This is a genomic window from Providencia sp. PROV197 (genome assembly GCF_028479625.1).
Taxonomy (GTDB): Bacteria; Pseudomonadota; Gammaproteobacteria; order Enterobacterales; family Enterobacteriaceae; genus Providencia; species Providencia vermicola.
In genome coordinates, this window is sequence record NZ_JAMPNZ010000004.1 from 71,062 (window position 1) to 85,418 (window position 14,357).

Below are 14,357 nucleotides of genomic sequence, written 5' to 3' on the forward strand. Positions count from 1 at the left end.
TTCCTATGCCATTTAAACTGATGCCTACATCAATTTCTAACCCTCAACACCAATATAAACTCCGTTTTTCAACGCTTGCTACCGCTTTGGCAATTTCGAGTACGAGTCATACTGCACTCGCCCAAAATGAAGCAAAAGACGTTATGTATGTATCTCAATCGCCATTGAGTTATGAAAAAATTGCTGTTGCTCAGCAAGTTGAGGTTATTAATGCCCAAGCCCCTGAATTGCAATCTGCGACTTCAGTATTGGATTTACTCAAAGGCCAAGCCGGGGTACTCGTCACGGGTGCAGGTAGCACATATGGGCAGAGTCTTCAAATGCGAGGCTATGATCAACGAGGCGTAAAAATTACTATCGATAATGTCACCCAAGATTTTAACTCTGGCTTATTTGATGCCACTTTTATTGATCCTGCCCTAGTTAAAAAAGTTACCGTTCATAAAGGCGGTGGTTCGCTTCACCATGGTAACGGTGCACTCGCAGGTGTCGTCTCCATAAAAACCCTCAACGCATCTGATTTATTAAAACCTGGGCAACATTTTGGTGGGCATGTTACCACTGGTATTAACCGGAATGATCATAGCTATCATGCAGGTGCAACTCTGTTTAGCCATGTCGATACTTTCGATACCATCTTAAGCTACCAGCAACGTAAAATACAACTCAATAACCCATACGTAGCCCAAGGCCTAGAGACCAATGAAGAAATTCATAATTGGATGTTGAAAACAACGTGGTTTGCTCACCCAGCCTATCAAACCACAATACAACTTAAAGAATACCGTAATAACAGCATTGGCCAAAAACAGCCAAGTATATCTTTTAATCAAACCCTCTTTCCAAACACCCCACATGAAAGGAGTTCACTACAACGAGATATCCACATTGGCCAACACTTCTCACCCAATAATACGCTTAATTGGCAGGCAAACTGGGACTTTTACTACTCAAGTATCGCACTTAACCAGTTAGACCTCATTAAAGTGAAAAAAACACCAAACGATTACCGTGAAGAAGATCGAGACCAATATACATACGGGACCAAATTCACCAATAGCTTCATAGTACCTATGAATAATTGGGCGAATAACGCAATTCAAAGTGGCTTCGAATATTATCAACAAGAACAAAAATCTAATGAGTATTCAATCAGCTATCCTAATGCCCATCTATTAAATAGTTCAGGGTGGCTAAACAACGATCTCACATTACACCACTTACCTATTACATTTTCAGCAGGAACACGTTTTACTTATTATAAAACCTCTCGTAAAGATATCGCGGAAGATAGTCATACAAATTGGTCATCAAGGTTCGCTGTGAGTGCAACACCATCACATTGGCTGAATCTATTTTCTTCCTATTCAGAAGGCTACCGAACACCTCGTATGGCAGAGTTATACAATAACTCTCATCATTTTCGTGTTCCATTTATAGGATATACATCGGACTTTATCCCTTCACCAGATCTAAAACCTGAAACAAATAAAACAGTTGAAGCAGGTATGAAATTCAGCTTCGACGAACTAGCATTGACAGGGGACTCACTTCAGTTTGGTAGCACGGTGTTTCATACTAAAGCCAAAAATCATATTGCCCTTGATGCTCAATACAAAAAAAGAATTGATCGAAGCTTAAAGTTTTTTTGGCTACCTGAAAAGATTTATTATATCAATGTGCCATCTGCGACCATCAAAGGTGTTGAGAGCTTCGTTCACTATAAAACACATTGGTTTGACCTCGATATTAGCCATAACCTCATTGTTGGAAAAGAAGATGAAACACACCATACCCTTTCCTCTCTTCGCCCAAATTCCTTAGTTGCCCGTTTTAATGCACCGATAGCACACACAGGGGTCAATCTTGGGTGGGTTGGTGAATTTGCAGCACGCAGCAAATTTGATGGGGACGATACTTACGTATTACCTGGGCAAAAATCAGTGGAGAAGTTAGATCGCTATCGCCGTGAAGTCATTCAATATCCTGGATATAGCCTTCATGACTTCTACATTAGCTATCAAGCAGACCAATTCATTAAAGGTCTCAGTTCTACCTTAGCACTCAAAAATGCGTTCGATAAAAATTACGTTTCTTCCATGGGGGTTCCACAAGAAGGCCGTAATTTCTATTTTAACCTGAATTATAAATGGTAACGAAATAATTAAGTAGGCTAGTTGGGCCTATTAACACAGTAAATAAGCCCAACTAATTATTATTGGATACAATATAAATAAGGAAATAATTGTGAACTCAGTATATTACAAAGACTACTTACAGTTAAAGCAACAGTTTCCAAATAAGTATGCTCGGGATTTAGCTACTCAGCTTAATATCACTGAAGCTGAGCTTTTATATCGCCGAGTTGGTCATGACAATGTAAAACGGCTTTCAGGTCATTTACCTGAACTACTTCATACGCTATCAACGATAGGCCAGGCTAAAGCCATTACACGCAACAATTACGCCGTCAGTATTCAAACTGGCGTATATGATAACCCACGTTTTAGTGACCATGCGGGCCTATTCCTTAATCCAGGAAAACTGGATTTGAGAATGTTTTTTGCACAATGGGATTCCATATTCACGCTCTCGGAACAAATAGGGAATGACATTCGGCACAGCATTCAATTTTTTGATAAGAATGGGGATGCCATACATAAAGTTTATTCCTGTGAACACACTGACATGAAAGTGTGGCAAGACATTATTACTCACTATACGTCCATCGATAACCCCCCACTACAACTCGATACTGTTTTATCATTTTCAAATAGCGAAATTAGTGATGAAACTAAGCAACAAATTGAACAACAATGGCGCGATATGTCCGATGTTCATCAATTTTTCACCTTATTAAAAACGCATAATTTAAGTCGCCAGCAAGTTTTTCGTATAGTAAGTAACGAACTCGCTTGGCAAGTCCCAACAAATTCACTATCACAGTTACTCTCTCTCGCCCACCAAGCCAAAAATGAGATTATGCTTTTTATTGGTAATCGTGGATGCGTCCAAATTTTCACGGGTGTTATCAACAAACTCTCACCACTGAAAATTGAAAGCTCACAAACAGATTGGCTTAATGTGTCTAGTAATGATTTCAATTTGCATATTATTGAGAATGGTATTTCTGAATGCTGGGTGACGAGAAAACCGACACAAGACGGGTTTGTGACAAGCCTAGAAGTCTTCGATAATCAAGGTAACCAAATCATACAAATGTATGGGCAGCGCACTGAGGGGGTTCCTGAGCAAACTCAGTGGAGCCAACAAATACTTTCTTTACATCGAATTTAATTACTAAATTATTTTATGCAATATTGGCTTCTAATGTTCATAACACTTTGTATCTCAAATTGTACATGGTCAAAAGAACGCATAGTGTCTTTGGGGAATGATATCACCGAAATTATTTTTGCCCTTAATTTCGGTGGCAATATCATTGCTCAAGGTACTTCGGGTTCTGTAGAACAGCAACCTCCAACTATTGAAGATATAAAACAAATTAATCCTCAACACATTGTTTCAATGCAACCTACCCTTGTTTTAGCCAGTGATCAAGTCAGGCCTTCTTCTGCCCTGTTACATATACAAAGCCAAGGAATACACGTTATTAAAGTTGCTCGCGGAATGACATTAGAAGCCATTCCTAAAAAAATTCGTACAATTGCCAAACAAATAAATCAAGTCCATTTAGGGGAACAACTTATCCAAAAATTTCAGAGTGACCTTAGCAAAATTAAGACATCACCAATAAATAAAAATGTTCTCTTTATTATCAATAAAGGTGGTGTTATCCCCTTAATTGCTGGGAAAAATACAACTGCAGATAAACTTATTACCGCAATTGGTGCTAAAAATGCGATGGCAAACATTGAACTATATCAGCCTCTTTCTCCCGAAGCCATTATCGAAGGACAACCTGATTTAATCGTTGTATGCCATGAGAGCGCAAAAACTCTCGGGGGCGCAAAGAGTATTTGGCGGCTTCCAGGTATCTCAATGACACCCGCGGGTCGAAATAAAGCATTAGTCATCGTCGATGATATAGGAATGCTAAACTTTAGCCTAGGAACTCCCTTAGTGATGTTACAGATACGTCAAAAATTAGAACAGCTACCTGATTAATATTTCATAGATAGAAAATGACTCGACCTATAATTTTATTACCTATTGATTTTAAATGGTTTTTACGAAAACCCTTTCTTCGGTTTTTTATAGTAAATAACCCTCATAAACAACAATATCGCTCTTAAAAATATTGCGTTTCCACATATTTATCTAGATAACGTTAATTCTTTTAACATTCGTGATAAAGATGATATTTAATCTTAATTATGCTGTATTTTTAGTTGTTTTCACTAAAACAATTACCTCGGAATTTCCTGTCTATTGTTATATAAAATCTATAATATAATTTTTCAATTATTTACTTGGTTAATAAATTAGAACTGCTTAGTCAAAATATTTGACTGATTATTATAAAATAATTTTTTATTGGAAATAAAAAACAAAATTTAAGCATAACTATTTGTATTTAAATAAATTTAAACATACGTAAGTGTATGTTTAAATCATTGATTTTTTCAACGACTATCATATCAATAGTTATTATCATATAAAAAAAGCACGTTTGGCCTATCGATATATCGGAAAAAAAGGAAGAATAGACCCTAATTTCGTGAGTTATTATTAGTTATTAATGAACAATAGCCTACTTGAGTAGGAGGTAAATATGTCAGAAAGTGTAGTCAACGATATCGTGAAATGGCTTGAAAGCCAGTTGCAACGCAATGAAGGCATCAAAATCGACACAATAGCCGATAAAAGTGGTTATTCTAAATGGCATTTACAGCGTGTTTTCAAAGAAATGAAAGGATGCACGCTTGGCGAATACGTCCGTAAACGTCGTTTGTTAGAGGCTGCTAAATCATTACGTGAAGGCAACTTACCAATCCTTGATATTGCTCTGCAATATGGATTCAGTTCACAAGCTACATTTACTCGTATCTTTAAAAAACATTTTGATACGACGCCAGCAAAATTCCGTCAAACTGGTGAACTGCCTGAATGCAAAAGTTTTATGACATGCAGTTGTCATAACTAGTTAGTTTCAAGATCATTCCTTCCTATTAGTTGTTAGTATTTTGAAGTCTATGTCTGAGCCGACCATGTCGGCTCATTTTTTAACTTAGTTCATGCACTAACCAGTTCTCTAAATCGTTAAGTTGATCTTGTAACTCAGGCCACTGTTGCTTCATCTGGCAACATAATTTTTTGATCGTTTCAGTTTGATAAACTTTCCCCAACATTTGCTCGCTCAGCCACTCAAGGGGCGTTGGGTCTAAACTATCGGTAAAAAACTGACAACGACTAATTACCCCTTTTTCAATATCAAAATGAAATTCAATCCCACCCCAAGGAAAACGGGTATCTGAATAATGGGAAAATGCAGGCGCTTGGCCAAAATTCCATTCCCAGCTACTTTGCTTGGCAAATGTTTCCGTGAAATTAGGCAGGTCAGGCAGTTTTTCAGGAGAGATATACTCCGCTTTAACTGTTTCACCAAAATGATCAAAAAAGCTTTTAATCACCCCTTCACAGACAGTTTCATGGCTGATGTTAGGCACTAGTTCAGAAAGATTCGCAACACGCGAGCGAACCGAGGTAATTCCTTTTGCCTGTAATTTTTTGGGATCAGGATTAAGGTAATTGGCTAGTCGGCTTAAATCTGCATTAATCAATAGTGTACCGTGGTGAAACCCGCGATCTTTCGTTTCGCGATAAGCAGAACCCGAAATTTTGCGTGGGCCATTTTCCGTATTGAGCACTAAATCATTACGCCCTGAAACTTCAGCCACAATGCCCACATTAGCCAATCCATCGACAATAATTTGTGTAGAAACCGTTTTATCGTATTCAGGTTTACCCGCCATAAACGTAAAACAAGTATTGCCTAAGTCATGGAAGACAGCTCCACCGCCACTACTGCGACGTGCTAAGCGAACATTGTCTTCTTCCATTCGGCGAGTATTACATTCTTTCCACGGGTTTTGGGCACGACCAATGACCACCGTATCAGCATTACGCCATAAAAACATCACACGCTGATCGGCAGACATTTGCCTAAAAATAGTTTCCTCGACCGCAAGGTTAAACCAAGGGTCAAACGATTCTGAAATGAGTAAACGCAATGTTGACATGAAGCTATCCTAAAAACAAAACTTGCTCTTAAGATAGCATAATGACTGAAAAAAATTGCGCATTTAAATGCGCCTTGCCTGCCAGAACACTTTTCGCCAATACACGTTGTCCATTGACGAGCGGATCACACCTTTACTGGTTGATGCATGAATAAAAGTGTTATCGGTGTCATAAATACCAACGTGTAACCCATTTTCGCCAGAGCCGGTTTTAAAAAACACGAGATCGCCAGGCATTAAATCCGTTTTATCGATACGCGTACCAAGCTGTGTTTGGTCGACGGTAGTTCTAGGTAGTTGAATAGCAAAGCGATCATTAAAAGTTCGATAAACAAAACCTGAGCAATCAACACCGTTTTGACTCATCCCACCATAATGATAAGGCGTGCCATACCATTGTTCTAGCTGGTCTTTTAACTGAGCGATGGTCATGATAGGGTCTGACAGCTGGGTTTTTAACGGCGGCGGCGCAGTGCGCTTAACGGATGTTGATGAACAACCAATTAAAACCAAGCACAGTAATAATGGCAAGTGTTGTATTTTAATCACCATAAAGCACCTTAATCATCCATCTTATTGCTATATTTAACTTATATCATAACGTGCGATGAATAAAAAACAAACAATTCATCACATTATGCTATTAATGCCTATCTTGTGGTTTAGTTGAGCGACTAATTAACCAAACACCCAGCAAGATAAATGCAATTCCAGCGACTTTCAACCATGAAGCTGGCTCATTAAACCAAGGCAAAACAACCGCTAAGATATAGACAAATACATAACTCAAGCTAATTAGTGGATATGCTTTATTTAAGGCTATATATTTTAGTGCAAACAGCCAGCACAACATCGATAAGACATAACACACTAACCCTAACAAGATAATGCTTAAACTGGTGATATTTGCCAACAACCAATCAACTTGCAACCAATGCCAACCTAAAGAAAAAGACGGTAATTCAACTACCCCCATCTTTAAGCTAAGCTGAGCTACGGTCACTAATAAGGCGCTACCAATCACCCATAAATAGCCTTTATTCATACGCTGATACTCATGAGTAATATCCCTATCATAATAGCAACTACACCAAGCCAATGGTTTAACCCTGTTTTCTCTTTGTATACAAATTGGCCAATCAACGTGATCAGAATAAAATTAATGCTAAGCATTGGGTAGGCAATACTCAGGGGCATGGTTTCAAGGAGTTTTAACCAAAACAACATGCCTAGGCCTAGCATTAAAACAGCCAACACCAGCCACTTTATGGCTGATGCGGTTTTATTTACTTTTTCACTTTGCCAATTCACCACAGCTTGCTTTTGAGCTACTTGCCCAATACAGGTCAGTACACTGACAAGCAGTAACAACAGTAATTGCGCAATCATTGTTGATGATAAACCACAATTGCCATACGTGAATTTTTGATGACTTCATCTGGCTTAGGTATATCAGGGAGAGCTTCATTACGGCCTAATAAAAACACCACCGTAACCTGCCCTTCTTTACGTGCTTTGCTTAACCACTGTGCAAATGCATCTGGCTTAACGATACGATGCTGGCTATCTGGGTACTCTAAACCGTAGCTAAGTTCACCACTGCTATTATAAAGATAAATATTGGAATTCTGTGTTTCCCACGCTAACCCAGCCGCTACACCTACATTACTTGCCATCAAATACTTACTATTCATTAATAAATCATGATTTTGATGAATAAAATTCTGCGGCAGTTTGGAGTCGATGGTGTTATTCGGCAGAGCGCTACCAATACATAGGCTGATCGCTAAGGAGCACGAGGCCGCCCACAGCCAATATTTAGCATTTAGGACAGTACATAAATAACCAATTATCGCCCAAATAGAGAAAGCAACCACACCCAAAACCATTTTCGACCATTCGTCAGGCTCATATAATGGTTTTTTAATGACAGTACTCACTACAATCACGGCAATAACCGCTGCAATCCCCAATATGATATTAATGATGCCATTCGCTTTTAGCGCTCGCATGGTGCCATTTCGTACACAATCAACACCATATTTTGCCATCAATAGTGCCAGTGGAGCCATAAACGGCAGCATATAAGTAGGTAGTTTGCCACGTGAAACACTAAAAAATAGAACGGGAACAACAAACCAACACAGTAAGAAGAACATATCAGGACTTGATTTGCGTTCTTTCCAACCTTTTATTAAAGATCCAGGTACTAACCCCGCCCATGGGAGCGCACCAAGTAGAATAATAGGAATATAGTACCAGAATGGAGCTATGTGCTGCGCGTCATCAGCGGTAAAACGCTTGATGTGTTCAATCCAGAAAAAATAATTCCAATAATCAGGCTCTTGCTTAGCTATTGCCAACGCCCACGGCAAGCTAATGATAACTGCTGAAATAATAGCGAGTGGGCCATATTTTATCAGTTCAAGGAACCGTTTTTGGTAAATAGTAACAGGCAACATAACAATGACAGGAATAGCAAGGGCTAAGAACCCTTTCGTCATAAAGGCCATACCACAGGCTAACCCTAAGCAAACCCATGCAGCAAGCTTTGTTTTGACCTCCCTCGCTTTCATTGCCCACAAGCAACAAAACATACTGGCTGCAATCCACAACGATAGCATGGGATCGAGCACACTGTAGGTCCCGACAGAAAAAACAAGGAACATTGAGATATAAATTAAGCTTGCAACATAAGCAACATGGTTATTACGCCACATCATTTTTGCCATGCGATAGACGAGCAATGCACTGAGAAGAATACAAAAAACTGAACCAAAGCGAACCGCAAAATTCGTTTCACCAAAAATCATTTGGCTAATGTTATTTATCCAATACCCTGCCACTGGTTTTTCAAAATAGCGCACATCCAACATGTAAGGAACAATCCAATCTCCACGTTGAAGCATTTCTCGGCTAATTTCCGCATAGCGGGTTTCATCTGGTTGCCAAAGTAAACGACTATTCAACGGCAAGAAATAGGTTAGGATAAAAAAAAGAGCCAGCAGAGAGGCTCCTACTTTGCTCGCTCGATTATTTAACATGGTGTGTTTATTCCTCTTCTTGGCAACCCAGCCAACCTTCACGTCCTGGGAACGGTGCTCTCACCACTCGCCCCTTTGGTAATGAATTCAGATCGTCAGGTAGCAATTCGCTTAATGTACAGAATTGGATTTCTTCTTGTGAAATTCGTTCCAATAATTGTGAAAATTGTTCTGACTTAGACATTCCTTCCACTTCAGTGTGGATAGTATAAACGGGAACACCGCTATCATCTTTAATCGCTTGAAGAATATAATCATTGAATGCTTCGTCAGCAACTACCGTTCCAACGACTTCATCGTAAGTCGGTAATGTGACAGGAATTTGCACCGTCCCTAACGAACCATCACGCAAAATAGGCCTGAAAGGAAATTTCCCACGACAATCGCTGTTATAGTCAAAATTAAACTTTTGTTTAACCTCTAACACACGCTCATCGCCTCGCCAGCCCGCAACCGCAGAGCAGGTAACACGCTGCCCAATTGCGCACTCAAGGGCATCCACACCAAGCTTAACTTGCTCAGCGAGTTGGACCTCACTCCATTTAGCCACTTTGGCTTGCCAGCCTTGATGATCCCATGCATGTAAGCCAACTTCATGGCCTGCATCCAAAGTTTGTTTCATCAAGTAGCCTAAATCTTTAGCAATTTTTTTGCCTGGCCATGCTGTACCCGCTAATAATATATCTAACCCATACAGGGATGCTGCATTAGACCTGAGCATTTTCCACAGAAATTTAGGACGCAAAAGGCGCCATAAATGGCGCCCCATGTTATCGGGTCCTACACTGAAGAAAAAGCTGGCCTGAATGTTGTGCTCTTTAAGCACTTTGAGTAATTGTGGAACCCCTTTTAGCGTACCTTGGTAGGTATCCACATCAATTCTCAAGCCAACTTTTTTCATTAGTCTTTGTTACCTAACTCTTCAACAGCACCCTGTAAGAAGAAATCTAACGTTTCTTCGATGGTATCTTTCATGTCGATAGTCGGAACCCAGTCAAGTAGACGACGCGCGTTCTCAACACTTGGTTTACGGTGCTCGACATCTTGATAGCCTTGGCCGTAGTAGCTGCTGCTTTCAATTTCACGGAAGCCCGCAAACGGAGGGAACTTGCTGCGCTCTGGATGATTTTCAAAGCTTGCTAATAGCATTTCTGCTAGTTCACGAATACTTGCTTCGTTCGTTGGGTTACCGATGTTGATGATTTGCCCATCACATTTGCCGTCTTTGTTTTCGATAATGCGGAACAGTGCTTCGATACCGTCTTTAATATCCGTAAAGCAACGTTTCTGTGCACCACCGTCAACCAATTTGATTGGCGAGCCTTCAACTAAGTTTAAAATCAGCTGAGTAATCGCACGTGAACTACCAATACGTGCAGAGTTTAGGCTATCTAAACGTGGTCCCATCCAGTTAAACGGACGGAACAAGGTGAATTTCAGGCCTTCTTTCGCACCGTATGCCCAAATAACTCGGTCAAGTAACTGTTTAGAAACAGAGTAAATCCAACGTTGTTTGTTGATTGGACCAACAATCAGGCGGGATTCGTCTTCATCAAACTCTTTATCATCACACATACCGTAAACTTCTGAGGTAGATGGGAAAATAATACGTTTGTTGTATTTCACGCAGTAACGAACTACTTTCAGGTTTTCTTCGAAGTCTAATTCAAAGACACGCAGTGGGTTACGGGTGTATTCGATTGGTGTTGCAATCGCAACCAGTGGAAGAATGACGTCACATTTTTTGATGTGATACTCAATCCACTCTGTGTGAATGCTGACGTCGCCTTCAATAAAGTGAAAACGTGGGTTACCAATAAAGCGTTCAATTGCAGATGAGCCAATATCCATACCATAGATATCATAGTTGCCATCTTTTAACAGGCGCTCAGTTAAATGGTTACCGATGAAACCATTCACACCTAAAATTAGTACGCGAGTACGGCGTTTAACTTGTGCAGTTGGTTTAGCACCTACACGGACATCAGTCACGATACCCATTTCGTTTGCAAGGCGGTTACCTTGCATGTAAAGACCCGTTTCACTTTGACCGCTAACAACTTCAATCGCGCCTTGGCCACAAGCAATACGCAGTGGGTCATTAGACAGTACAGTACCTGCAGCTTTACCTTGGTTGTCATCCAACACGCGAGCGCGCCAAATAATCATTTTACGTGCGCCCAAATATGTGAATGCACCTGGGTATGGCTCAGTCACTGCACGAATTAAGCAGTTAATTTCTTTTGCGCTACGGTTCCAATCGATTTGACCATCTTCTGCAGTACGGCGACCGAAATAAGTCGCTTGGCTTTCATCTTGAGCAACAGCTTTGTAGCTACCCGCTTCAATCAGAGGCAGTGTTTTGTCTAATAATGTTTCCGCTGCTTCACGAACTTTAGCGTGTAATGTTAAGCCAGTGTCAGTATCAGTGATTGTGACTTTCTCTTGCGCAATGATGTCACCCGCGTCTGCTTTCGCAACCATTTTATGTAAGGTTACACCCGTTTCACTTTCACCGTTTAATAATGCCCAATTAATTGGTGCACGACCACGGTATTTCGGCAGTAATGAGCCATGTAGGTTGAAAGCCCCTTTCGGTGCGATTGCTAGTAATTCTTCACTTAACATATCGCGGTAATAGAAAGAGAAAATCACATCAGGTTTCATTTCGCGAATACGTTCAATCCATAATGGGTGATTGACGTTTTCTGGCGCAAAAACAGGAAGTTCCATATCGGCACTTAGGCGTGCTACGGAAGAGTAAAAATGGTTTTCATTAGGGTCATCAGTGTGTGTAAATACAGCCTGAATATCAAAACCTGCTTTTTCAAGCGCTTTTAGTCCTACGCAGCCAATATCATGATAGGCAAAAACAATAGCTTTCATTAGTCTTCTTCCTGATTTTTGTCGGATTTAAGGTCTGCACCGACGACTTTTTGAATAAAATAACGAGGTCTCGCACGTACATCATTGTAAATTCGACCGATGTATTCGCCCAGTAGACCCATAGCAACAAATTGTGCACCAATAAACATAAATAGCACAGCGAACAGAGTGAATACGCCATCTGCGGCCCACTCTGCACCAAAAATCAAACGTAATGCAATTAATAGTACCGCAAGCAAAAAACCACCTGCTGCAATCACACTACCGACCACACTGAGCAAACGCAGCGGTGCTGTCGTTAAACAAGTCAGTAAGTCATACATTAAATTAATCAGCTTCATAAAGCTGTATTTCGAATCACCAAATTCACGTTCCGCATGCGCCACATCAATTTCGATGGTTCTACGAGCAAATGTATTAGCTAAAATCGGTATAAATGTACTTCTTTCATGGCATTGCAACATCGCCTGAATAATATGGCGACGGTATGCTCGTAACATACAGCCATAATCCCCCATTGAGCGGCCTGTTGCTTTAGTGATCATCGCATTAATCATCTTAGATGCCGTTTTACGGAACCAAGAGTCTTGACGATTAGCACGGCGAGTCCCAACAACATCATAACCTTGCATCGCTGTTTGCACTAAGCGAGGAATTTCTTCTGGTGGGTTTTGTAAATCTGCATCAAGCGTAATGACTAAGTCCCCATCCGCTTGGTTAAACCCAGCCATAATCGCAGAATGCTGCCCATAGTTACGGTTAAGGATAATCGCAATCACATGGTTATCAGGGTTTTCTGCTGCTTGAGTTAACATCGCGGCTGACCGGTCACTACTGCCGTCATCCACTAAAATTAATTCGTAGCTTTGTGTTAATTGCTTGCACGATTTAATCGTGCGTTCAAGTAATTGCGGCAAGCTCTGCTCTTCATTATAGACAGGGATTACCACTGAGACTTTTTTTATCTCATCAAATTCATCTGCGTGTGACACTATTTTGACTCCAAAAGAACTGCTTCTACCGCATTAACAACCCGCTCAACATCTGCATTTGTCATATCAGGGAACAAAGGCAACGAACACAACGTCGCGCTATTCCATGTTGATTCAGGCAGTGTTAATTCAGGATATTTTTCACGGTAATATTTTTGCGTATGTGCTGCACGGAAGTGTAGCCCCGTCCCTATATCATGTGCTTTTAATTTTTCCATGAATGCATCGCGGTCAATACCACAAATATCTTTATCAACACGCACCATAAATAAATGATTGGCATGTAAATGCGGGTATTCAGGGACACTGAGCATTTGTAACGGGGAGTTTTTCAGCAATTCGCGGTAATGCGCCGTTAATTCAGCACGACGTTGGTTTAACTGCTCCACACGGGACAGTTGCACAACCGCTATCGCAGCATGAATATCGGATAAGTTATATTTAAAGCCTGGCTCAACAACCTCCGCCTGTGGTTTACGTCCTTGCATTTGTCTATCAAATGCATCAACACCTAAACCATGGAACTTGAGTGTGCGAACACGTTGAGCAAGTTCATCGTCATCAGTGGCAACTAAACCACCTTCTGCACATGTCACATTCTTAATGGCATGAAATGAAAAAATAGATGTACCTTTCTCACCAATCCATTCATTTTTATAGCGTGTACCCACAGCATGAGCAGCATCTTCAATTAGCGCAACACCTGCTTTTTGTGCGATTAAACGCAACGCGTCTAAATCACAAGGTGCCCCCGCATAGTGAACAGGAATAATCGCTTTTGTTTTTGCTGTTAAAGCTTGTTCTACGGCTTCGGGTTGGATCATCAGTGTATCGCGATCGACATCAATCATGACAGGTGTTGCACCGAGCAACTCAATCATATTAATAGTTGAAACCCATGTTTGTGAAGGTGTGATCACTTCATCACCAGGGCCAATACCCAATGCCATCAAAACGACATGCATCCCCGCGGTTGCAGAGGACAATGCAATTGCATGTTTACAGCCATAACGTTGGCAAAAATCTTCTTCTAACTGATGGTTCTGTGGACCTGTGGTAATCCAGCCTGAACGCAGAACCTTTTCAACTGCCTTGACCTCTTCATCACCAATTGCGGGTTTTGAAAATGGTAAGAAATTGCTCATATTGTTTATAGCCTAGTTTTCATTGTGAATAGAATATTCTAGTTAATTGTACTTTAACCGAACCTCAACACCGACAAACATTGCTGC

Annotated in this window: 13 protein-coding genes; 4 read left to right on the top strand and 9 right to left on the bottom strand. The window is 40.5% G+C overall.

Annotated features, from left to right (window positions below):
- Nucleotides 1–5: 5 nt before the first annotated feature.
- The 4 genes from PR808_RS02185 to PR808_RS02200 all read left to right on the top strand — a co-directional run bounded on the left by PR808_RS02185 (nucleotide 6) and on the right by PR808_RS02200 (nucleotide 5,107).
- A complete protein-coding gene (locus tag PR808_RS02185; RefSeq protein WP_272538607.1) occupies nucleotides 6–2,156 on the top strand; it encodes a TonB-dependent receptor domain-containing protein in 2,151 nt (716 codons plus the stop codon).
- A gap of 91 nt (nucleotides 2,157–2,247) precedes the next feature.
- Complete coding sequence (locus PR808_RS02190; RefSeq protein WP_206084027.1) at nucleotides 2,248–3,297, top strand: hemin-degrading factor; 1,050 nt, start codon at nucleotides 2,248–2,250, stop codon at nucleotides 3,295–3,297.
- 84 nt (nucleotides 3,298–3,381) lie between these two features.
- Nucleotides 3,382–4,128 carry a heme/hemin ABC transporter substrate-binding protein gene (locus tag PR808_RS02195; protein ID WP_272538608.1) on the top strand — a complete coding sequence of 249 codons (747 nt, stop codon included), beginning with the start codon at nucleotides 3,382–3,384 and terminating at the stop codon, nucleotides 4,126–4,128.
- A 607-nt stretch (nucleotides 4,129–4,735) separates the two neighbouring features.
- A complete protein-coding gene (locus PR808_RS02200; protein ID WP_206084025.1) occupies nucleotides 4,736–5,107 on the top strand; it encodes a helix-turn-helix domain-containing protein in 372 nt (123 codons plus the stop codon).
- A 79-nt stretch (nucleotides 5,108–5,186) separates the two neighbouring features.
- Here the strand turns inward: PR808_RS02200 and PR808_RS02205 are convergent, their stop codons facing one another.
- The 9 genes from PR808_RS02205 to arnB form a co-directional block, all read right to left on the bottom strand.
- Nucleotides 5,187–6,203, bottom strand: a complete 1,017-nt coding sequence (locus tag PR808_RS02205) for a lipoate--protein ligase A (RefSeq protein ID WP_206084024.1) — start codon at nucleotides 6,201–6,203, stop codon at nucleotides 5,187–5,189.
- 63 nt (nucleotides 6,204–6,266) lie between these two features.
- Nucleotides 6,267–6,755 carry a C40 family peptidase gene (locus PR808_RS02210; RefSeq protein WP_206084023.1) on the bottom strand — a complete coding sequence of 163 codons (489 nt, stop codon included), beginning with the start codon at nucleotides 6,753–6,755 and terminating at the stop codon, nucleotides 6,267–6,269.
- 91 nt (nucleotides 6,756–6,846) lie between these two features.
- The gene (gene arnF, locus PR808_RS02215; protein ID WP_206084022.1) at nucleotides 6,847–7,248 is read right to left on the bottom strand and encodes a 4-amino-4-deoxy-L-arabinose-phosphoundecaprenol flippase subunit ArnF; all 402 of its coding nucleotides are present in this window, start codon (nucleotides 7,246–7,248) and stop codon (nucleotides 6,847–6,849) included.
- Nucleotides 7,245–7,592 carry a 4-amino-4-deoxy-L-arabinose-phosphoundecaprenol flippase subunit ArnE gene (gene arnE, locus PR808_RS02220; RefSeq protein WP_206084021.1) on the bottom strand — a complete coding sequence of 116 codons (348 nt, stop codon included), beginning with the start codon at nucleotides 7,590–7,592 and terminating at the stop codon, nucleotides 7,245–7,247. The genes arnF and arnE overlap by 4 nt, the downstream gene beginning before the upstream one ends.
- Nucleotides 7,589–9,247, bottom strand: a complete 1,659-nt coding sequence (gene arnT / locus PR808_RS02225) for a lipid IV(A) 4-amino-4-deoxy-L-arabinosyltransferase (protein WP_272538609.1) — start codon at nucleotides 9,245–9,247, stop codon at nucleotides 7,589–7,591. The genes arnE and arnT overlap by 4 nt, the downstream gene beginning before the upstream one ends.
- Nucleotides 9,248–9,254: 7 nt before the next feature.
- Entirely contained in the window at nucleotides 9,255–10,148 is an 894-nt protein-coding gene (gene arnD, locus PR808_RS02230; protein WP_206084019.1) for a 4-deoxy-4-formamido-L-arabinose-phosphoundecaprenol deformylase, read from the bottom strand.
- Complete coding sequence (arnA, locus tag PR808_RS02235; protein WP_206084018.1) at nucleotides 10,148–12,133, bottom strand: bifunctional UDP-4-amino-4-deoxy-L-arabinose formyltransferase/UDP-glucuronic acid oxidase ArnA; 1,986 nt, start codon at nucleotides 12,131–12,133, stop codon at nucleotides 10,148–10,150. The genes arnD and arnA overlap by 1 nt, the downstream gene beginning before the upstream one ends.
- Entirely contained in the window at nucleotides 12,133–13,125 is a 993-nt protein-coding gene (gene arnC / locus PR808_RS02240; protein ID WP_206084017.1) for an undecaprenyl-phosphate 4-deoxy-4-formamido-L-arabinose transferase, read from the bottom strand. The genes arnA and arnC overlap by 1 nt, the downstream gene beginning before the upstream one ends.
- Nucleotides 13,125–14,270, bottom strand: coding sequence for a UDP-4-amino-4-deoxy-L-arabinose aminotransferase (gene arnB, locus PR808_RS02245; RefSeq protein WP_272538610.1), 1,146 nt, complete (start codon nucleotides 14,268–14,270; stop codon nucleotides 13,125–13,127). Before arnB ends, arnC begins: the two co-directional genes overlap by 1 nt.
- Nucleotides 14,271–14,357 lie beyond the last annotated feature (87 nt).